The sequence below is a fragment of the Streptosporangium sp. NPDC000396 genome (assembly GCF_042898655.1).
Classification (GTDB): domain Bacteria; phylum Actinomycetota; class Actinomycetes; order Streptosporangiales; family Streptosporangiaceae; genus Streptosporangium.
In genome coordinates, this window is sequence record NZ_JBIAZA010000001.1 from 410,333 (window position 1) to 428,440 (window position 18,108).

General features: G+C 70.0%; 17 protein-coding genes. 7 read left to right on the forward strand and 10 right to left on the reverse strand.

The annotated features are described in order from the left end of the window. Positions 1 to 623 precede the first annotated feature (623 nt). The 4 genes from ACFY2X_RS01820 to ACFY2X_RS01835 all read right to left on the reverse strand — a co-directional run bounded on the left by ACFY2X_RS01820 (position 624) and on the right by ACFY2X_RS01835 (position 4,603). Positions 624 to 1,217 carry an NAD(P)H-dependent oxidoreductase gene (locus tag ACFY2X_RS01820; RefSeq protein ID WP_389931005.1) on the reverse strand — a complete coding sequence of 198 codons (594 nt, stop codon included), beginning with the start codon at positions 1,215 to 1,217 and terminating at the stop codon, positions 624 to 626. A gap of 171 nt (positions 1,218 to 1,388) precedes the next feature. Continuing rightward, on the reverse strand, positions 1,389 to 2,492 hold the full coding sequence (locus ACFY2X_RS01825) for a Scr1 family TA system antitoxin-like transcriptional regulator (protein WP_389931007.1): 1,104 nt from the start codon (positions 2,490 to 2,492) through the stop codon (positions 1,389 to 1,391). Between the two features lie 656 nt (positions 2,493 to 3,148). Next, entirely contained in the window at positions 3,149 to 4,072 is a 924-nt protein-coding gene (locus ACFY2X_RS01830) for a 1,4-dihydroxy-2-naphthoyl-CoA synthase (protein ID WP_389931009.1), read from the reverse strand. A gap of 63 nt (positions 4,073 to 4,135) precedes the next feature. Beyond that, the gene (locus ACFY2X_RS01835) at positions 4,136 to 4,603 is read right to left on the reverse strand and encodes a Dps family protein (protein ID WP_389931011.1); all 468 of its coding nucleotides are present in this window, start codon (positions 4,601 to 4,603) and stop codon (positions 4,136 to 4,138) included. A gap of 135 nt (positions 4,604 to 4,738) precedes the next feature. On the opposite strand from ACFY2X_RS01835, the gene ACFY2X_RS01840 reads away from it, so the two are divergent. The 4 genes from ACFY2X_RS01840 (at position 4,739) to mmuM (ending at position 10,661) form a co-directional block, all read left to right on the forward strand. After that, positions 4,739 to 5,500 (forward strand): MerR family transcriptional regulator, encoded by a 762-nt coding sequence (locus tag ACFY2X_RS01840; RefSeq protein ID WP_389931014.1) that lies wholly within the window; start codon positions 4,739 to 4,741, stop codon positions 5,498 to 5,500. Next, positions 5,497 to 7,839: a VIT domain-containing protein gene (locus ACFY2X_RS01845; RefSeq protein ID WP_389931017.1), complete on the forward strand. Its 2,343-nt coding sequence runs from the start codon at positions 5,497 to 5,499 to the stop codon at positions 7,837 to 7,839. The genes ACFY2X_RS01840 and ACFY2X_RS01845 overlap by 4 nt, the downstream gene beginning before the upstream one ends. Positions 7,840 to 7,986: 147 nt before the next feature. After that, positions 7,987 to 9,615 carry a DUF885 domain-containing protein gene (locus ACFY2X_RS01850; protein WP_389931020.1) on the forward strand — a complete coding sequence of 543 codons (1,629 nt, stop codon included), beginning with the start codon at positions 7,987 to 7,989 and terminating at the stop codon, positions 9,613 to 9,615. Between the two features lie 173 nt (positions 9,616 to 9,788). Then, positions 9,789 to 10,661, forward strand: a complete 873-nt coding sequence (gene mmuM, locus ACFY2X_RS01855; protein ID WP_389931023.1) for a homocysteine S-methyltransferase — start codon at positions 9,789 to 9,791, stop codon at positions 10,659 to 10,661. Between the two features lie 57 nt (positions 10,662 to 10,718). Here mmuM and ACFY2X_RS01860 read toward each other — a convergent pair whose 3' ends face one another. Next, positions 10,719 to 12,101, reverse strand: coding sequence for an MFS transporter (locus ACFY2X_RS01860; RefSeq protein WP_389931025.1), 1,383 nt, complete (start codon positions 12,099 to 12,101; stop codon positions 10,719 to 10,721). A 138-nt stretch (positions 12,102 to 12,239) separates the two neighbouring features. Between ACFY2X_RS01860 and ACFY2X_RS01865 the strand changes: the two genes are divergently transcribed. Next, on the forward strand, positions 12,240 to 13,142 hold the full coding sequence (locus ACFY2X_RS01865; protein ID WP_389931027.1) for a LysR family transcriptional regulator: 903 nt from the start codon (positions 12,240 to 12,242) through the stop codon (positions 13,140 to 13,142). Positions 13,143 to 13,194: 52 nt separating this feature from the next. Here the strand turns inward: ACFY2X_RS01865 and crcB are convergent, their stop codons facing one another. The 4 genes from crcB to ACFY2X_RS01885 all read right to left on the reverse strand — a co-directional run bounded on the left by crcB (position 13,195) and on the right by ACFY2X_RS01885 (position 15,207). Further along, complete coding sequence (crcB, locus tag ACFY2X_RS01870) at positions 13,195 to 13,569, reverse strand: fluoride efflux transporter CrcB (RefSeq protein WP_389931031.1); 375 nt, start codon at positions 13,567 to 13,569, stop codon at positions 13,195 to 13,197. Then, a complete protein-coding gene (locus ACFY2X_RS01875; protein WP_389931034.1) occupies positions 13,566 to 13,907 on the reverse strand; it encodes a DUF190 domain-containing protein in 342 nt (113 codons plus the stop codon). The genes crcB and ACFY2X_RS01875 overlap by 4 nt, the downstream gene beginning before the upstream one ends. Then, positions 13,904 to 14,368, reverse strand: a complete 465-nt coding sequence (locus ACFY2X_RS01880) for a fluoride efflux transporter FluC (RefSeq protein WP_389931036.1) — start codon at positions 14,366 to 14,368, stop codon at positions 13,904 to 13,906. The genes ACFY2X_RS01875 and ACFY2X_RS01880 overlap by 4 nt, the downstream gene beginning before the upstream one ends. A 131-nt stretch (positions 14,369 to 14,499) precedes the next feature. Then, entirely contained in the window at positions 14,500 to 15,207 is a 708-nt protein-coding gene (locus ACFY2X_RS01885; RefSeq protein WP_389931037.1) for a lysophospholipid acyltransferase family protein, read from the reverse strand. Positions 15,208 to 15,356: 149 nt separating this feature from the next. Between ACFY2X_RS01885 and ACFY2X_RS01890 the strand changes: the two genes are divergently transcribed. Both ACFY2X_RS01890 and ACFY2X_RS01895 read left to right on the forward strand, forming a co-directional pair. Continuing rightward, positions 15,357 to 16,121: an alpha/beta hydrolase gene (locus tag ACFY2X_RS01890; RefSeq protein ID WP_389931039.1), complete on the forward strand. Its 765-nt coding sequence runs from the start codon at positions 15,357 to 15,359 to the stop codon at positions 16,119 to 16,121. A 66-nt stretch (positions 16,122 to 16,187) separates the two neighbouring features. Then, on the forward strand, positions 16,188 to 16,673 hold the full coding sequence (locus ACFY2X_RS01895) for a hypothetical protein (RefSeq protein ID WP_389931040.1): 486 nt from the start codon (positions 16,188 to 16,190) through the stop codon (positions 16,671 to 16,673). A gap of 75 nt (positions 16,674 to 16,748) precedes the next feature. On the opposite strand, the gene ACFY2X_RS01900 is transcribed toward ACFY2X_RS01895, so the two are convergent. Continuing rightward, positions 16,749 to 17,933: a hypothetical protein gene (locus ACFY2X_RS01900; protein WP_389931042.1), complete on the reverse strand. Its 1,185-nt coding sequence runs from the start codon at positions 17,931 to 17,933 to the stop codon at positions 16,749 to 16,751. Positions 17,934 to 18,108 lie beyond the last annotated feature (175 nt).

Below are 18,108 nucleotides of genomic sequence, written 5' to 3' on the forward strand. Positions count from 1 at the left end.
CATCCACCGTCACTTCGACAACCGCTCGAAAACATGGCGCATCGAAAGCGACCGGGATTGGTTCGCCGAACTCTCGCACATGCCAGCAGCAAAGGAGTGCTCAACGTGGAACACCACTCTGGCTCCGGTCAGGCGCCCATACCCCACGACCCGATCTTCAACGAGCGTTACCCGCATGACCCGGGGACGGAGCATGGGTGTGAGGGTACGGCTGCCTTGATCGGTGAGCTACCTCGCGTGTTCGCCCTGGTCCAGGAAGGCGACAACGGGGAAACCGCCACAGAGGTGGTGGCCTACGGACTGGAACTGCCAGGTGGCACAACGACGACCGTCGGGCCGAACGGCCACGGGTTCGGTCTATGGAGGAGTCCCAACAGTGCCGCGCGGAGGCTTCGCTCCGACCTCGTCTGGCTCACAGAGAATGCCACGCAACCGGACGCCTCAGAAGGATTTCCTGCATAGACCGCCAAGACGAAGAAAGCTCCCGTGTACCACAGGCCGGGTCCCCGGGAAAAGGGGCAGGGCTCACCCCAAGCGGCCAGCGTCACGATTGAACGCCGGATCCCCGCCCAGCCCAGCCATCGCCCTCATCCGCCGGATCGCGTGGTGTCTGCGGCGGCTGGTCAGGCGATGAGTGAGGCGGCCTGTTCGCGCGCCTGGCGGAGCCACGCGGCCCGTTCCTCGTCGGTGGAGTCGGTGACGGTGCGGAAGACGACGCGGCGGACGTCGGTGACGCCGATGTACGGCAGGACGCAGGCCGCCCAGATGCGCTGCAGCGGGTCGCCGAACTCGTCGCGCTCGCGCTCCTCGGGCGTGTCGGAGGTGTTCAGCACCAGCGCGCGTCCGGCCTTGAGGAGGCCGACCGGCGCGCCGTCGGCGGTGCCGAGCTTGTAGGCGACACCGGGAACGAGCACCCGCTGCACCCAGCCGGCGAGGACGGCCGGGGGCATGCCCCACCAGTTCGGGTGGATGAAGATCATGGCGTCGAGGCCGGTGACCTCTTCGCGGTGCAGTTCCACCTGCGCTTCGGCGGCGGCCTGCGCGTCCTGGACCGTCTCGGTCTCGGTGGCCGACAGCGCCGGGTCGAAACCCTCGGCGTAGAGATCGTGTGGCACGACGTCGCATCCCCGCGAGCGCAGTTCGTCGACGACAGCGCCGAAGAGGGCGTGGTTGAAGCTGTTCGGCCGCGGATGGGCCAGGTAGACGGCGATACGCAAGATCAGTCCTCCCGAAGTCGGAATGATCCTAATTGTGGACACACCCGAGCTGAACAGCGAAGGCACCGCCTCGCCTGACGGCTTGCGAGACCTACCATCTCTTCCAGGCCCGCCACGGACCTGGCACCCATCTTTCAGGAAAGGCGTCAGGGGCCGAACAGGAAGTTGCCGCTACTCGACAGAAAAATCGAACTCGCCGTCCTTGACGCCGCCGATAAACGCCTCCCATTCGGCCCTGGTATAGATGATCACCATGTCGTCAGGGCGACGGCTGTGCCGTACGGCGACGCGACCGCTGCCGTCGACCAGCGGTCCCGCCTCGACACACTGTCCGCCACCATTAGCGCTTCTCGTGCTAATACGCCAGGCGACGCCAGCCAACTCTCCATCGGGAGCCATCGCGCGCCTCCGCCTCACTCGCTCGATCCGGCCGACCGCGTTCCGAATGAATCTCGCAGACACATCCGGAGTAAATGCGGCACTTCGGATGGAATCGTACGCGCGCACGAAGCCCTCGGCACCTTCTGCCTCCATGTAGACGGTGCCCCCTCGAGTCTCCACATAGGCTACGTCGGGATACGGCTCCGGCATGTCGAAGATGGTGAAAGATCCCTCCGGACTGGCATGAGCTCCGGCACTGAACGGCAGGACTCGGACAGTCACATTCGGACGTTTCGCAACCTCAATAAGGTGTTTCAGTTGCGCGCCCATCACCTCCCCATCTCCGATCGCGCGGTGAAGCACGGCTTCGTCGAGAATGACTTCCACGGTCGGACCCGCGTCGGAGTCAAGCACCCGCTGTCGAGCCATCCGAAACTCCACCCAGCGCTCGATCCGCTCCGGAGGAACATCCGCATCACCCGCTGCCGTGATGACCGCCACGGAGTATTCCCTGGTCTGAAAAAGTCCGGGAATGACCATCGCGTCGTAGGAACGGATCTCCTGCGCCCTTGCCTCCAGCCAGGCGTGATCGAGCATTCCGCCGAGGGCTTCGGCAGCGTAGCCGCCCCACCAACCCTTCTGCCACACGTCGCGACTAAGCCGTTCCATCCCATCGCGAATCTTTTGATCATCGACCCCGTACAGGTTCAGCAGCGCCAGCACGTCAGCAACCCTCGCCGGCACGATGCCGACCTCCAGCCGGCTGATGGTGGCAGCGTCACGCTGTAGATAATCCCCGGCCTGCTTGAGAGTCAGCTTGGCTGATTCACGTAGTTCCCGAAGCTGCCTGCCGAGCCATTGCGCACGCAGTGTCGGTCCCCGTTTTGCGCCCATCGCACCTTTTCTCCCTCACACCCATCCGAGCAACTTCGTCGTCAACAAGAATGCAAGTCACGCAGACCTCAATTAGCTCATCATGCAAGCTTGCGCTACAGCAGATCAGGTGTCACGCTAATCAAAGCATCGACGGTTACGCTCAGCAATCGATTGAAAGCGCAACGAGATCGACTTCGGGTGAACTCACCCTTCCGATCACACCCCCAGGCCCCAAGCTCGGAAAAGGAGTACTCGACATGGAGCACGACCCTTGCTCCGACCAATCGTTCACCCTCCACCCCCTGCACCCGGAAGGGACCGAAGCCGCCGTTGTTCGCCACCCCCAAGATGCGGAACTGGAGCGCGCACATAAGCACGCATACGCCTTGATCGGCGAGCTGCCGCGGGTGTTCGCGCTGGTCCAGGAGTTCGAGGAGGACGAGGAGGCCGTCACGGAGGTGGTGGCGCCTACGGGCTGGAACTGCCAGGCGGCACGACGACGACCGTCGGGCCGAACGGCCACGGGTTCGGTCTGTGGAGGAGTCCCTTCAGCGCCGCGCGACGGCTTCGCTCCGACCTCGTCTGGCTCGGAGAGGGGGCCACATGACCAGCCGCCTCGAAGGATGCCCCTCGCAGACCGTCAGAACATCGCCCTCCTCGAACTTGGCGTGGACTCAGTAGAAATACAGGTGCTTGGACCAGTCGGGGGCACGCTTCTCCAGGAACGCGTCCCGTCCCTCGATGGCCTCCTCGGTCATGTAGGCCAGGCGCGTGGTCTCGCCGGCGAAGACCTGCTGGCCCATCAGACCGTCGTCGACCATGTTGAAGGCGAACTTCAGCATCCGCTGCGCGGTGGGCGACTTGCCGACGATCTTCCAGCCCCATTCCAGGGCGACGGCCTCCAGCTCCGCGTGCGGCACGACGCGGTTGACGGCGCCCATGGCGTGCATCTGGTCGGCGGTGTACTCCTCGCCGAGGAAGAAGATCTCCCGGGCGAACTTCTGGCCGGTCATGCGTGCCAGGTAGGCCGAGCCGTAGCCCGCGTCGAAGCTGCCCACGTCGGCGTCGGTCTGCTTGAACCGAGCGTGCTCCCGGGAGGCCAGTGTCAGATCGCACACCACGTGCAGAGAGTGACCGCCGCCGGCGGCCCAGCCGGGCACGACCGCGATGACGACTTTCGGCATGGTGCGGATCAGGCGCTGCACCTCGAGGATGTGCAGGCGGCCCGCTCGCGCCGGATCGATGGTGTCGGAGGTCTCGCCGCTGGCGTACTGGTATCCCGAGCGTCCGCGGATACGTTGGTCGCCGCCGGAGCAGAAGGCCCAGCCGCCATCCTTGGGGGAAGGGCCGTTCCCGGTGAGCAGCACGCAGCCCACGTCGGAGCTCATCCGCGCGTGGTCGAGCGCTCTGTACAGCTCGTCGACCGTGTGCGGGCGGAAGGCGTTGCGCACCTCCGGCCGGTCGAATGCGATCCGTACGATGCGCTTGCCCTGCCGGCTCTCCGAGGAGATGTGGTAGGTGATGTCGGTGAAGTTGAAGCCCTTGACTTCAGTCCACGCGAGCGGGTCGAAATGCTCGGACACGTTGATATCTGACACGCTGGGCAGCATACAAAGGAGGCGCCCCGGGCCGCGCGGACCGAGGCGCCCGTGCCGCGGCGGCTAGCGCTGGGCCTCCATCATCCAGTGGTGCTTCTCCAGGTCCTGCGTGATCTCGATGAGGATGTCCTGGGTCACCGGGTCGGGCTCGTCGGTGGCGGCGACACGCTCGCGCATCCGGCCGATGATGGACGAGAGGATGTCCGTCATGGCGGCGACGACCTTGCCGTCGTTGATGTAGCCCGCCTCCAGTTGCGGCACCTCGGTGGTGCTCGCGAGCGTGGACGACCGGCCGTCGGGGTTGCATCCGAGGGCGACCGCGCGCTCGGCGACGGTGTCGGCGTGCTCCCTGGCCGCCGCGACGATCTCGTCGAGCTGCAGGTGCAGCGAGCGGAAGTGGTGGCCGATCACGTTCCAGTGGGCCTGCTTGGACAGGAGCGCCAGATCGATGAGGTCGACGAGCGCCCCCTGGAGCACGGCGGCGACGACTTTCTTGTCTTCGGGCTTGAGCGAACTAGTGATTGCGGACATAAGGCGCATCTCCCCTATTTCGGCATCAATCTCCTTCGTATTTCAACGCCTCTACCCCCGAGGCACCTTCCCCCACCCCATCGCCGGCACTTTTCTACATTGACACTGTCATAATTACAGTGTCACTATCGGGGTATGGAATGGACCATCGGCGAACTGGCGGAGCAGGCCTCCGCGGTGCTGGCTCCCACCGCCCAGCTCAACGGGCGGGTGAGAGACGTGCCCAACGAGCGCCTCATCCGGTGGTATTCCACGATCGGCCTGCTCGACCCGCCGTCGGCCCGCCGCGGTCGCGTCGCCATGTACGGCAGGCGCCACCTGCTGCAGCTCATCGCCGTCAAGCGGCGCCAGGCCGAGGGCCGGACCATCGCCGAGATCCAGGCCGAGCTGGCCGGAGCCACCGACCAGACTCTGGAGTCGATCGCCCGTGTCCCGGAGATCCCGGCCGAGCGCGCCCCGGAGATCCCGGCCGAGCACATCCCGGATATCCCAGCCGAGGCGGACGCGCCCAGGACCGCGCGCCCGCGGTTCTGGGCCGCGCCGACCTCAGCCCCGCCCTCGGCGCTGCCCCCCGCGCCGACCTCAGCCCCGCCCTCAGCACCGGCCCCGTCACAACCGCAGGCCCCCCACCCCGTCGCACCGCCGCGCCACGACACACCGGCGGCCGGGGCCCCACCACCTGCGACGTCTACCCCACTTGCTTCACCTACCCCGTCTGCCCCACCTGCCGCGATCGTCCACGGTGTACGGCTGGCGACCGGCGTGACGCTGCTGCTCGACGGCGGCGGTCGCGCCCCGTCACCCGGCGACCTGGCCGCGATCGCCGCCGCGTCCACGGCACTGCTCTCGGTTCTCCGCGAGCACGACCTCGCTCCTCCGGAAGGGAATCAGTCATGATTACGATCACAACGCTCGGACCGGAGCAGTGCGAGCCGGTCCCGGACGCCGGACTGGGCACGCTCCGCACCGAACGCGGCAACCTGCCGCTGGAGAGCGTGGACGTGACCGCCACCGTGACCGGGCTGATCGCCGGGGTCGAGATGGTCCAGGGTTTCCGCAACCCGCACGATGTGGCGCTTGAGGCGACCTACGTCTTCCCGCTGCCCGACCGGGCCGCCGTGACCGCCTTCCGGATGGAGGCCGCCGGGCGGGTCATCGAGGGGGTGCTCAAGGAGCGCGGCCAGGCCAGGGCCGACTACGACCAGGCGATCGCCGAGGGCCGGCGGGCCGCGATCGCCGAGGAGGACCGGCCGGACGTCTTCACCATCAGGGTCGGCAACATCGTGCCGGGCGAGCGGGTCACCGTACACCTCGCCCTCGACCAGCCGCTCCCCTACGAGGACGGCGCGGCGACCTTCCGCTTCCCGCTCGTCGTCGCCCCCCGCTACATCCCCGGCGCCCCGCTCGACGGCGAGCGGGCCGGCGACGGCTGGGCCCCGGACACCGACGCGGTCCCGGACGCCTCCCGCATCACCCCGCCCGTGCTGCTGCCCGGCTTCCCCAACCCGGTGCGGCTCTCGCTCGCGGCCACGATCGACGCCGCCGGTCTGAATCTGCGCGAGGTCCGCTCCAGCCTGCACACGGTCCTGCGGGAGGGGAACACGGTGCAGCTCCAGCCGGGCGAGCGCCTGGACCGCGACTTCATCCTGCGTCTGGTGTTCGACGCCTCCACCTCGCTCTCGCTGGTTCCCGACGGCGAGGGAGAGGAGGGCACGTTCGCGCTGACCGTCGTCCCGGAGGAGGCGCCGACCACGGCCGCTCCCAAGGACGTCGTACTGGTGCTCGACCGGTCGGGCAGCATGGACGGCTGGAAGATGGTCGCCGCCCGGCGCGCGTCCGCCCGCATCGTCGACACGCTGACCGCCGGTGACCGGTTCGCCGTGCTCTCCTTCGACACCGTGGTGGAACGTCCCGAGCGGCTCGGCGAGGGCCTGGTGGAGGCCTCCGACCGCAACCGCTACCGGGCGGTGGAGCACCTGTCCCGGCTGGAGGCCCGCGGCGGCACCGAGATGCTCCAGCCGCTGGAGCAGGCGGTCGCGCTCCTGGGCGACCGGTCCAGGGACCGGGTGCTGGTGCTGGTCACCGATGGGCAGGTCGGCAACGAGGACCAGATCCTGGACCGGCTCGGCACCCGGCTGGCCGGGGTGCGGGTGCACACGGTGGGCATCGACCGGGCGGTCAACGCGGGTTTCCTGAGCCGGCTCACCGGGTTCGGCAAGGGCCGGTGCGAGCTGGTCGAGTCGGAGGACCAGCTGGACGAGGCGATGGAGAACATCCACCGCAGGATCGGCGCGCCCCTGGTCACCGACCTGTCGCTCAAGGGTGACGGGCTCGGCCTCGTCTCCGGCGCGACCGGGCGTCTCGGCGCGATCTATCCGGGCGTGCCGCTGACGGTGCACGGCCGCTACCGGGGCGACGCCGCGGGGTCCGTGGTCCTGGGCGGCCTGGACGCCGCCGAGCGCCCGTGGGAGCGGCGGGTCGCGGGGGCACGCGTGGACAACCCCGCCGTGCGGTCCGTCTGGGCGCGGGCCCGGCTGCGCGAGCTGGAGGACCGCTACGCCGCCGGCGACCACTCCCTGGAGGAGGAGATCGTCGCGACCTCCCTGAGGTACGGCGTGCTCTGCCGGTTCACCGCGTTCGTCGCGGCCGACACCCGGGTGGTCGCCGAGGGCGGCCCGGAGCACAGGGTGATCCAGCCGGTGGAGCTCCCGAGCGGCTGGGAGGCACCGGCCGTCGCGGCCGCGCCGATGGCGATGAGCTGGATGTCCGCGTCCGCCGCCATGTCGGCGCCCCCGCCGGCGCCGGGCGCCATGCCCGCGCCCCCGGCGGCGCCCAAGCCCCGGATGGCCGCGCCCGGCTTCGCCCCTGGCGGGGGCGCGCCGCACTCCGGCGGGGGCGAGGCCCTCGACTGGATGGAGCAGGAACAGCAGAGGGGTCCCGCGCCTCAGGAGGAGCCGCTGGACGCGTTCCGGGCGCAGCTGGCCGAGGAGCTCCGGCGGCTGCGCGCCGCCGCGTCCCTGCGGGTCGCCGACCGGCTCCGCTACCTGGTCGACCTCGGCAACCGCCTGGCGGCGCTGGCCGCGCTCCACGGCGGTCACGCGGAGCTTGCGGCCCTGGCGAAGGACCTCACATCGTGCGAAGCCCCGGCGGACGTGGACACGCTGTGGCAGCTGGCCGTGCACACCCTGGAAACCCTGAGCAGGCCCAGGAAGCGGCGCCCGTTCTGGAAGCGGTGACCCCGTACCCGGCGGGCCGGAAAGCGGGAGCGGCCACCGCCCCGCCGACCGCGGGGCCGGCCGCCGTCCGGCCCCGCGGCGAACCCTCGTGACCGGGAGGGTCAACTCATAGATGTCCCCCCGGGTCAGGTCGGTTAAAGTGCCGGGATGGACAGCCCGATCTTCGCTCTTTGCGATGAATATGTCTCCCGCTCGGCGGCGCTCGACCCCGTCGGCGCCGGAATGAGCGGCATCGACGCCGAGTTCGCCGCGGCCACCGACTACAGCCCGGACGGCAACGCCGCCCGGGCCGCCCTGATCAGCGAGACCCTCGCCAAGCTCGAGCCGCTCGAACCGCAGGGTGAAGCGGATGTGCGGGCCGCGGCGCACCTTCGGGAGCGGCTTTCGGCCGAGCTCGCCTGGTACGAGATCGGCGAGCCGCTCCGCGCGGTGCAGGCGCCGTTCGGGCTGATCACCGACCTGCGTGACAGCGTGGACCTGCTGCCGCACGCCACCGACGACGACTGGCGCAACGTGGCGGCCCGGCTCGCGGCCATCCCCCGGATGCTGGACGGCTGGCGGGCCAGCCTTTCGGCCGGCCTCGCCCAGGGCCTGTCGGCGCCCCGGCGCCAGGCGCTGGAACTGGCCGTGCAGACCGGGCTCTTCGCCGGCGACGGCACGCACGACGCGTTCGTGGCGAGCTACGGCGACGGCCCGGTGCGCGAGGAGCTGGTCAAGGGCGCCGCGGCCGCGCACGCCGCCTACGCCGAGGTCACCCGCTACCTGAGGGAGGAATACGCGCCCCGGGCGACCGAGGTCGACGCGGTCGGAGCCGAGCGCTACGCGGTGGCCGCCCGGCTCAACCTGGGCGCCGACATCGACCTGACGGAAGCCTACGAGTGGGGCTGGGCCGAGCTGGCCCGCATCGAGGCCGAGCTGGCCGCCGAGGCGGAGCGGGTACGGCCGGGCGCCTCGGTGGAGGAGGCGACCGCGATCCTCAACGAGACCCAATACGTCGAGGGACGGGACGCCTACCGAGGCTGGCTGCAGGAGCGCCACGACTGGGCGATCGAGCAGCTCCACGGCACCCACTTCGACATCGCCGAGCCGCTGCGCCGGGTGGACGTCACGCTGGCCCTGGGTTCGACCTCGGGCGCGGCCTACTACACCTCGCCGAGCGAGGACCTGTCCCGCCCGGGCCGCACCTGGTGGCCGGTCGGCGACGGCCGGGACCGGTTCGAGGTCTGGAACGAGCTGACCACGGTCTTCCACGAGGGCGTTCCCGGCCACCACCTGCAGCTCGGCGCGACCCGGGTGGCCGGGGAGGAGCTGTCGCGGTTCGGCAAGAACTCCTGGGTGAGCGGGCACGGCGAGGGCTGGGCACTGTACTCCGAGCGGCTGGCCGACGAGCTGGGCTGGTTCACCGAGCCGGGCACCCGGCTGGGCATGCTCGCCGGGTCGGCGCTGCGTGCCGCCCGGGTGGTCATCGACATCGGCGTCCACCTGGACCTGCCGCTCCCCGACGGTTCGAAGTGGACCTTCGACAAGGCATGCGAGGTGCTGCGCGACCGGGGCCGCTGCGAGCCGCACCGGGTCCACGCCGAGGTGGTCCGCTACTTCGGCTGGGCGGGCCAGGCTCCTTCCTACAAGCTCGGCGAGCGTGCCTGGCTGGCCGCCCGCGACGAGGCCAAGCAGCGCCTGGGCGCGGACTTCGACCTGCGCCGCTGGCACACCGCCGCCCTGGAGCTCGGCCCGGTGGGCCTGTCCAGCCTGGCCGAGGCCCTGCGCCGGATCTGACCGGCCCCGGCGGCGGCCGTCCACGCGGGTCGCGGGGGTTCACCCCGCGACCCGCGTCGTGGCCGGGTTCAAGGACGCCGGTCCGGACTGAGCCCGAGGTCTCGGGCGCGGTGGAGCGTCAGGGAGGTCACCGCCGAGATCGGACGGCGGTGCGGGTGACATAAAGTAGCCGGATGGTGATTCTGGACGGCGGGCTGGCCACACATCTGGAGGCGCTCGGCGCGGACCTGCGGGACGAGCTCTGGTCGGCGAAGCTCCTGATGGAGAACCCCTCGGTGATCCGCCAGGCGCATCTCGACTACTTCGCCGCCGGGGCCGACGCGGCGACGACGGCGAGTTACCAGGCGAGCATCCCGGGGTTCGTCCGGCGCGGCCTGACGAGCCAGGAGGCGGAAGGGCTGATCAGGCTGTCGGTCCGGCTCGCCGTGGAGGCCAGAGACTCCCACGGCCGGGGCACGGTGGCGGCCAGTGTCGGGCCCTATGGGGCTTACCTGGCCAACGGCGCCGAATACACCGGCGACTACGACCTCGACGAAGACGGCCTGACCGGCTGGCACCGGGACCGCTGGCACATCCTGGCCGACAGCGGAGCCGACCTGCTGGCCTGCGAGACCATCCCCTCCTACGCCGAGGCCCGCGCGATCGCCCGGCTGCTGGCCGAGACGCCCGGCGTGAGGGCGTGGGTGAGCTTCTCCTGCCGCGACGGCGAGCACATCAACGACGGCACCCCGCTCAAGGACGCCGCGGCGCTCTTCACCGGCAATCCCCAGGTGGTCGCGGTCGGTGTCAACTGCACGGCGCCACGCCACATCCCCAGCCTCATCGGGCAGATCGAGGGCGTTCCCGTGGTGGTCTACCCGAACTCCGGGGAGACCTGGGACGCTCCGAACCGCCGGTGGCTCGGGCTGGCCGACCCGGTCGAGTTCGGCGCGGCGGCGGCCGGGTGGCACGCCGCGGGCGCGCACCTCGTCGGCGGCTGCTGCCGTACCACCCCGGAGCACATCCGCCAGATCCGCGCTCATCTCACGGAGCCGGGCACCGCGTGAAGGCGCGTCCCCGGTCTTTCGATCAGGGGTCCGGGGCGCCCCGGCTCGGAGGCGGGCTCAGGTCTGCTCCGGCGCGGAGGGCAGGGCCGACGTCATCCATCGCAGGGTGACGGCGGCTCCGGCCAGCACGGCGACGGCGATGACGCGGTAGCCGACGCCGGTGCCCGCCTGGCTCATCGCCGTGCCGATCACCGCGACTCCCAGCGCGCTGCCGAGCTCGCGGCCCGCGCTGTTCAGCCCCGATCCCATGCCCGCACGCTCGGGCGGCAGCGCGGCGATGACCCCGACGGACAGGACGGGCACGCACAGGCCCATCGACGTGCCCATGACGAGCAGGTAGAGGGCGTACACGGGGTACGGCGTGGCCGGGCCCGCCAGGGAGAGCAACCCCAGCCCCGTCACGATCCCCAGCAACCCGGTCGTGACCACCGGAAGCGTTCCGAAGCGGGCGGCCAGCGGCACGCTTCTCCGGGACGTCACGAACATCGCGATCGCCAGCGGCAGGATGGCCACACCGGTCGTCAGCGGGCTGAAGCCCTTCGCGTTCTGCAGGTACTGGGCGTTGACGAAGAACAGGGCGAAGAGACCGAAGAACGCCGTGGTCACTCCGAGCACACCCGCGCGGAGCCGGGGCCGCAGGAAGATCCTGGGGTCCAGGAGCGGCCTGGGGGTGCGGAGCTGGTGCAGGACGAACACGGTGAACAGGATCGCGGCCACCCCGAACCCGCAGAGCACCTGGGCGCTGCCCCAGCCCAGCTCGGGCCCCTCGATGATGCCGTAGAGCAGGGCGACCGAGGCCACGACGAGCAGCGCCGAACCCGCCGGGTCGAGGTCGGCGGGATGCCTGGGCACCGCGGGCGCGACGCGGGCGGCGAGCAGGGCCAGTGCGGCGGCGATCGGCACGGGCGTCAGGAACAGCGCCTGCCAGGGCAGGTACTCCAGGACGAGGCCGCCGCCGACGTTGCCGATGATCCCGGCGACCCCAGTCGCCGCGGTCCATCCGGCGATCGCCGCCGGCCGCTCCGCGGGGGCGAAGACCGCCACGGTGAGCGAAAGCGTCGCCGGCATGATCATGGCGGCGCCGACCCCGGTGATCGCGCGACCGGCGATGAGCACCGCGACGGCGGGCGCCGCCGCGGAGATCAGGCATCCGATGATGAAAATCGCGAGCCCGGCCAGGAGCACCCTCTTGCGCCCGAGCCTGTCCCCTACGGCTCCGGCGGGGATCAGCAGGCAGGCGAAGACGATGACGTAGGAGTCGACGATCCACAGCAGTCCCGTCGGCGAGGGATTCAGCCCGCCGGCCGACAGTTTCGGGATGGCCAGGTTGATGGCGGCGACGAGCGACACCACCATGATCACGGCGGCGGACATCAGGGCCGCCACCGCGCGGCGGCGGGGGTGGCCCGTCTGTGACGGAGGCATGCTGACAGCGGTCACGGTCACCTCGGAGAGTTCGGTGGAGATCAGGAGTCCGAAAGTCGCGCGCGCCGCTCTCTGGATGTCCTCACCGTAAAATCACTCGTACTTAACTTCAAATGCATCTTTCACAGGAGATAAATGCACCAGACGCAATCAATGAAACTGGACCTCAACCTGCTCGTCGCCCTGGACGTCCTCCTCGACGAGAGGAGCGTGTCCGGTGCGGCCACGCGGCTGCACCTGTCGGAGCCCGCGATGAGCCGTACGCTCGGCCGGATCCGCAAGGCGCTGGGCGACCCGGTCCTGGTGCGCTCCGGCAGGCAGATGGTCCCCACGCCCCGGGCCGAGACGCTCCGGGCGGAGGTGAGGGACCTTGTCGAGCGGGCTCAGGCCGTCTTCGCGCCACCGGCCGAGCTTGACCTCGCCACGCTCCGCCGTACCTTCACGCTGCTGGCCAACGACGCCGTCGTCACCGCGATCGCCGCCTCGCTCATCGCCCGGGTCCAGCGGCTGGCCACGGGTGTCACCATCAGATTCCTCGCCGAGAGCGCGAGCGACCTCCCGGTCCTCAGGGAGGGCCTCGCGGATCTGGAGGTGGGTGTCGTCGACCGGGCCCCGCCGGAGACGCGGGTCGAGCCGCTCATGGGCGACAGGCTCGTCGGAGCGGTGCGTCCGGGGCACCCGCTGCTCACCGGCGAGCTGACCCGGGAGCGGTTCGCCTCGGCCGACCACATCACGGTTTCACGCCGGGGCAAGTTGAGCGGTCCGGTCGACGACGCCCTGCGCGCTCACGGCCTGGAGCGCCGGGTGGTCGCCTCGGTGCCCACCTTCACCGCCTCGCTCGTCACGACGCTCACCTCCGACGCCGTCGGCCTGGTCACGGAGAACCTCTCCCGTGACGTGGTGCGCGCGCTGGGACTGGTGACCTTCCCGGTCCCGCTTGACCTTCCCGGGCTGCGGATCTCGCAGGCCTGGCATCCGCGGCACGACGCCGACGGGGGTCACGTCTGGCTGCGGGAGCAGGTCCGTGAGGTGATCACGTCCTTCGGGCCGCCGTAGGGCCAGGCGAGTCCCCGGACCAGGGAGCCGGTCGGCCGGAGACCGGAGGAGGTCAGCCGAAGACGGCCTGGGCGAGCACCAGACCGACGAACGCCGCCCCCAGCCCCGCGACGATCGAGGCGATGACGTTGACGGCGGCGAAGAACATCGCACCGCTCTCGGCGAGCCGCAGCGTCTCGTAGGAGAACGTCGAGTATGTGGTCAGCGCCCCGCACAGCCCGGTGCCCAGCAGCAGCTGCGTTTCGGCGCCCACCGCCCCCGCCAGCGCCGCTCCGGCCAGCGCGCCCAGGACCAGCGAACCGGCCATGTTGACGGTGAAAGTGCCCCAGGGGAAGACCGTGTCGTGGCGAGCCTGCACGGCGCGGTCGGTGAGATAGCGCAGGCACGCGCCGACCGCGCCGCCGAGCAGCACCAACAGCCAGTTCACCTTGCCTGCCGGCCGTGGTAGCGGACGACCTCGACCTCGTCCAGGACGACCAGGCCTTCGATGGACAGTTCCTCCAGGCATGGCAGGAAGTCGCGGATCCGCTGCTCGGCGTCGACGATCACGATCGCCACCGGCAGGTCGTCGGCCATCGACAGCAACCGGGTGGTGTGCACGATCTGGGCGCCGCCGAAGCCTTCGATCCCGTGGAAGACCGACGCTCCGGACAGGCCGGCGGCATGGGCGCGGTGCACGATCTCGGTGTACATGGGGCGGTGATGCCAGGTGTCGGTGTCATCGACGATGATCGTCAATCGCGTGGCCCGTCCGGACAGGTTCATCGCGATCTCCTCATTGTCAGGAGCCGGCGAGCGCCCCGCGCGCCGGCCGCCACCGCCAGCAGGGCCGCCGCGGCCGTCGCCGCCAGGTAGCCGAGCGCGAGATCCGCCCGGCCGCCCAGCACCAGGTGCTCGATGTCCACACTGTAGGTGGAGAAGGTGGTGAACCCGCCCAGCACACCGGTGCCGAGGAAGGGCCTCACCCACACCGGTGCCGTTGCCATCTCGGTCAGCACCACCATGAGGATCCCGATCGCCAGGGACCCGGACACGTTGACGCCCAGCGTGGTCCACGGAAACGACCCGGCCGGGGTCGGCCACAGCAGGCCCGTGCCGTAACGGGCGGCGGCTCCGATCGCCCCGCCGGCGGCGACCGCCGCCAGGACACCGTAGTGCGAGCGGCGCAGCTCGCGGCGCTGGCGCTCCTCGGTGAGATCGACGTCGGGGTCGATGGGCTCGGCCACTATCGGGAGCATAGCCCGGACCGAGTCCCGCCCATCGGGCAGGGCGTGTCCCGCGGGACCGCGCCTTGGGCCTGTTATGTGGATCTCCGCCTATGCCGCGGACCGGCCGGGAGGACGACGCACCGCGAGGCTCAGGGCTGCCCGGTGCCTTCCTTGGCCGCCCGGGCGGCCTCCACCTTGGCGCTCGCGGCGTATTTGTCGACGTACTCCTGGCCGGAGAGCTCCATCAGCGCATACATGATCTCGTCGGTGACGGCACGCAGCACCAGGCGGTCTTCCTCCATCCCGTAGTAGCGGGAGAAGTCCAGGGGCTTGCCGAACCTCACGCCCGGACGGATGCCCAGCTTGGGGAAGGGCCGGCCGGGAGGCATCATCTCGAAGGTGTTGATCATCGCCCACGGGATGACCGGCACGCGCGACTCCAGGGCCAGCCGGGCCACGCCGGTCTTGCCCTTGTAGAGGCGGCCGTCGTGGGAACGGGTGCCTTCGGGGTAGATCGCGAGCACCTGGCCCTCGGCCAGGATGCGCTTGCCGGTGCGGAGCGCCGCCTCGCTGGCCTTGCCGCCCGACCGGTCGATCGGAACGGTGCCCACACCGCTGAAGAAGGCCCTGCTGATGACGCCCTTGACGCCGCGACCGGTGAAGTAGTCGGATTTACCGAGGGAGATCACCTTGCGCGGCAGGAAGAGCGCCCCGAAGAAATGGTCGGCGAACGACAGGTGGTTGCCGGCCAGGATTACCGGCCCTTCCTTCGGCACGTTCTCCGTCCCTTCCGCCCACGGACGGAAGACGAGATGGAGGAAGGGCCAGAGGATGGCCTTCACCACCCAGTAGAACACGCGAGGCTCCTTCGTTCGACAGGCGTGGACCTGGAGTTATCTTCGCACCTTCGGTCCCGACGACCTACACCGCAAAACCGCTCAAATCGACCTCTCGCAAAATACGCCCCAGTCGTGCGACGATCGGGCGAACCTTACAAGGAGCCACAATGCCAGTCATTCCCGGTGCGGAACCGTACCACCATAAAGGTGGGCGGGTCGGCGTGCTGCTCTGCCATGGTTTCACTGGATCACCGCAATCTTTGCGCCCCTGGGGGGAATACCTGGCCGAGGCGGGCCTGACCGTGGCACTGCCCCGGCTGCCCGGACACGGCACCACCTGGCAGGAGATGAGCCGCACCCGCTGGGAAGACTGGTACGCCGAGCTGGACCGGACGTTGGCGGACCTGCGCGGCCTCTGCGACGAGGTCTTCGTGATGGGCCTGTCGATGGGCGGCTGCATGGCGCTGCGCCTGGCCCAGGTCCACGGCGACGGGGTCAGGGGACTGGTGATCGTCAATCCGTCGGTGGCCAACGACGTGCCGCTGCTCAAGCTGGCGCCGCTGCTCAGGCTGGTGGTCCCGTCGGTGCCGGGCGTGGCCGGAGACATCAAGAAAGAGGGGGTGACCGAGCTCGCCTACACGCGCACGCCGGTCAAGGCCGCGGCCACCCTTCCCCGGCTGTGGGCGCTGACCCAGTCGGAACTGAACAAGATCACCCAGCCGGTGCTGGTCTTCCACAGCCCGCAGGACCATGTGGTGAAGCCAACCAGTGTGCGTATTCTGCGTGAGAAGCTGACCGGGGGGAATCTTAATGTGGTGGAGCTCAACGACAGCTACCACGTCGCGACACTCGACAATGATGCGGATCGGATCTTTGCGGGGAGCCTGGAGTTCATCAATACGAACACCTCTGTACCCTTGCAGGGAGACTGATCGCGGGTGGGGGATGCACGGTCTCCGGAGGGAAGTGACCGGCCGATGAGTAACGGGCTCAGCTAAGTGACACCTCAAAGCGATGAGGACGAGGTCTGGCGCCAGATCGTCGCGTCCTTCAACGACACCGCCGAGCGCGACTCGGCCGACCAGCCCTGGCCGGACAGCGAGAACCTGCCGGCCGAGCCCTCCCGACGGGTGATCAAACAGTCGGACGAGGAGCACCTGCCGGTGAAGGAGGACTTCGCCGACTTCGCCGACTTCACCTCCGAAACCGGCGCCGAGCAGGCGGATGCCGACGACGAGGGCCACTACATCCCTCCGCCACCGCCTCCGCTGCCCAAGACCGACACCACCACCAAGATCGCCTGGCTGGCCCTGTTCGGCGGTCCCGCCTACCTGCTGCTCAGCGCCGCCCTGGGCTGGAACCTGCAGGGCTGGATGCTGTTCACGGCGGTCGCCGCGTTCATCGGCGGCTTCGTGGCGCTGGTGGTGCGGATGGGCGACGGCCCGCCCAGCGACTCAGGCTGGGACGACGGCGCGGTCATCTGACGGGTGTGGCCCGGCCCGCTCGGGCACGGCATCCGGCAGATATGGCCCGGCCCGCTCGGGCCGGTCATCCGGCGGTTACGGCTTGGCCCGCTCGGGCGCGCCGAACCGCTCGATCACGTCGGTGTATCGGCCGGCGGCGTCCACCACGTGGCCTACGGTCACCACGGTGCCGGTGCCCGGCAGATAGGCCGCCGACTGGAGCCTGACGGTCCGGGAGGCGACGGCGGCGCCGTGCAGCGGCTTGACCTTGTGGCCGTCGTAGTGGATCAGGAACGGCGCGCTGGGCTGGTCCAGGTCCACCCCCGATATCCAGAAGCGGCTCTTACGGTCGCCGGTCACGCCGTACAGGCGCACGTTGTCCCCGGGCGGGGTCACCGGGGACCACTTCCTGCCGTTCCAGGACAGGATCAGCGGGCTGACCTTGCCGGACGACGCCTCGTAGACGCCGCCGACCGCCAGTGCCCGCTTCGGCCCGTTGAGATAGACGTCACGCAGGTAGCCGCCGGGGATGTCGGGAGTGCGGAAGATCTTCCAGCGCCCGTCGGACAGCTTCGCGATCAACGGTTTGCCCTCGGCGTCGCCCACCGCCCATCCGTCGCTCTTACCGGACAGCGCCACGCCGTACAGTGTGCCCTTGAGCTCGTCCGAGTCTTTGTCCTTGGACTGCGCGTTCTTGCCCTTGGACTCCTCCGGGCTCTTGAGCTGCGTGACCCTCCACCTGCCGCCGCTCTCGGTGACGATCATCGGCTGCCGGTCGCGGCGGCCGACCGCGACCATCCGGCCCGGGACGGCCGACACCCCGCCCAGCCAGTCGCCCACGCGCAGCTTGTCGACGACGACCCGGTCGAAGGAGGCCCCGTCTCCCCTCGCGAGGTACGGCAGGCCGTCATGCCCCTCGCCGGCGGCCCACAGCTCCGTCGGCGAGGCGGCCGCGACCGAGCGCAGGAGGCCGGCGCCGGTGGGGTCGTTGCGGATGCCGACCTCGGTCCAGGCGACTCCGTCCCAGTGGGTGATCGCGCCGCGGCTCTGCCAGATGTCCCAGACGCTCTGCTGACCCACCGCCCAGACGCTGCCGGCCGAGACACCGGCCACGTCGGACAGCGATCCGTCGGTGCTCAGGCGCGCGCTGGTCGACGCCTGCCAGGTCTCCGTCGTGGACGGGTCGGCGGGATCGGCGTGAGCGGCGGGTGGATGCGCGGACAACAGGAGCCATCCTCCCGCGCACAGCGCCAGCACACGCCGCGGAAGGCGACGGGTCATGCCCCAAATGGTACGGGTCAGGCCCGGACCCCGCGCGCCGCTCCCCCCTAGTTGGCCTCCCCCAAGGAGCTGAAAAGGACGGCCGGACCGCTTCCTGACCAGGTCTTGGGATTAACCGGGCGATGCTCCGCACCATGTCAGGACCGTAGGGCCCGCGAACGACCGCCCGCGCGAT

Excerpts from the sequence above, each read along its gene's own strand:
- ACFY2X_RS01865 (WP_389931027.1), top strand. The coding sequence starts at position 12,240 with ATGAAACTGGACCTCAACCTGCTCGTCGCCCTGGACGTCCTCCTCGAC.
- ACFY2X_RS01850 (WP_389931020.1), top strand. The coding sequence starts at position 7,987 with ATGGACAGCCCGATCTTCGCTCTTTGCGATGAATATGTCTCCCGCTCG.
- mmuM (WP_389931023.1), top strand. The coding sequence starts at position 9,789 with ATGGTGATTCTGGACGGCGGGCTGGCCACACATCTGGAGGCGCTCGGC.
- ACFY2X_RS01840 (WP_389931014.1), top strand. The coding sequence starts at position 4,739 with ATGGAATGGACCATCGGCGAACTGGCGGAGCAGGCCTCCGCGGTGCTG.
- ACFY2X_RS01890 (WP_389931039.1), top strand. The coding sequence starts at position 15,357 with ATGCCAGTCATTCCCGGTGCGGAACCGTACCACCATAAAGGTGGGCGG.
- ACFY2X_RS01875 (WP_389931034.1), bottom strand. The coding sequence starts at position 13,907 with ATGAACCTGTCCGGACGGGCCACGCGATTGACGATCATCGTCGATGAC.
- ACFY2X_RS01845 (WP_389931017.1), top strand. The coding sequence starts at position 5,497 with ATGATTACGATCACAACGCTCGGACCGGAGCAGTGCGAGCCGGTCCCG.
- ACFY2X_RS01835 (WP_389931011.1), bottom strand. The coding sequence starts at position 4,603 with ATGTCCGCAATCACTAGTTCGCTCAAGCCCGAAGACAAGAAAGTCGTC.
- ACFY2X_RS01825 (WP_389931007.1), bottom strand. The coding sequence starts at position 2,492 with ATGGGCGCAAAACGGGGACCGACACTGCGTGCGCAATGGCTCGGCAGG.
- ACFY2X_RS01900 (WP_389931042.1), bottom strand. The coding sequence starts at position 17,933 with ATGACCCGTCGCCTTCCGCGGCGTGTGCTGGCGCTGTGCGCGGGAGGA.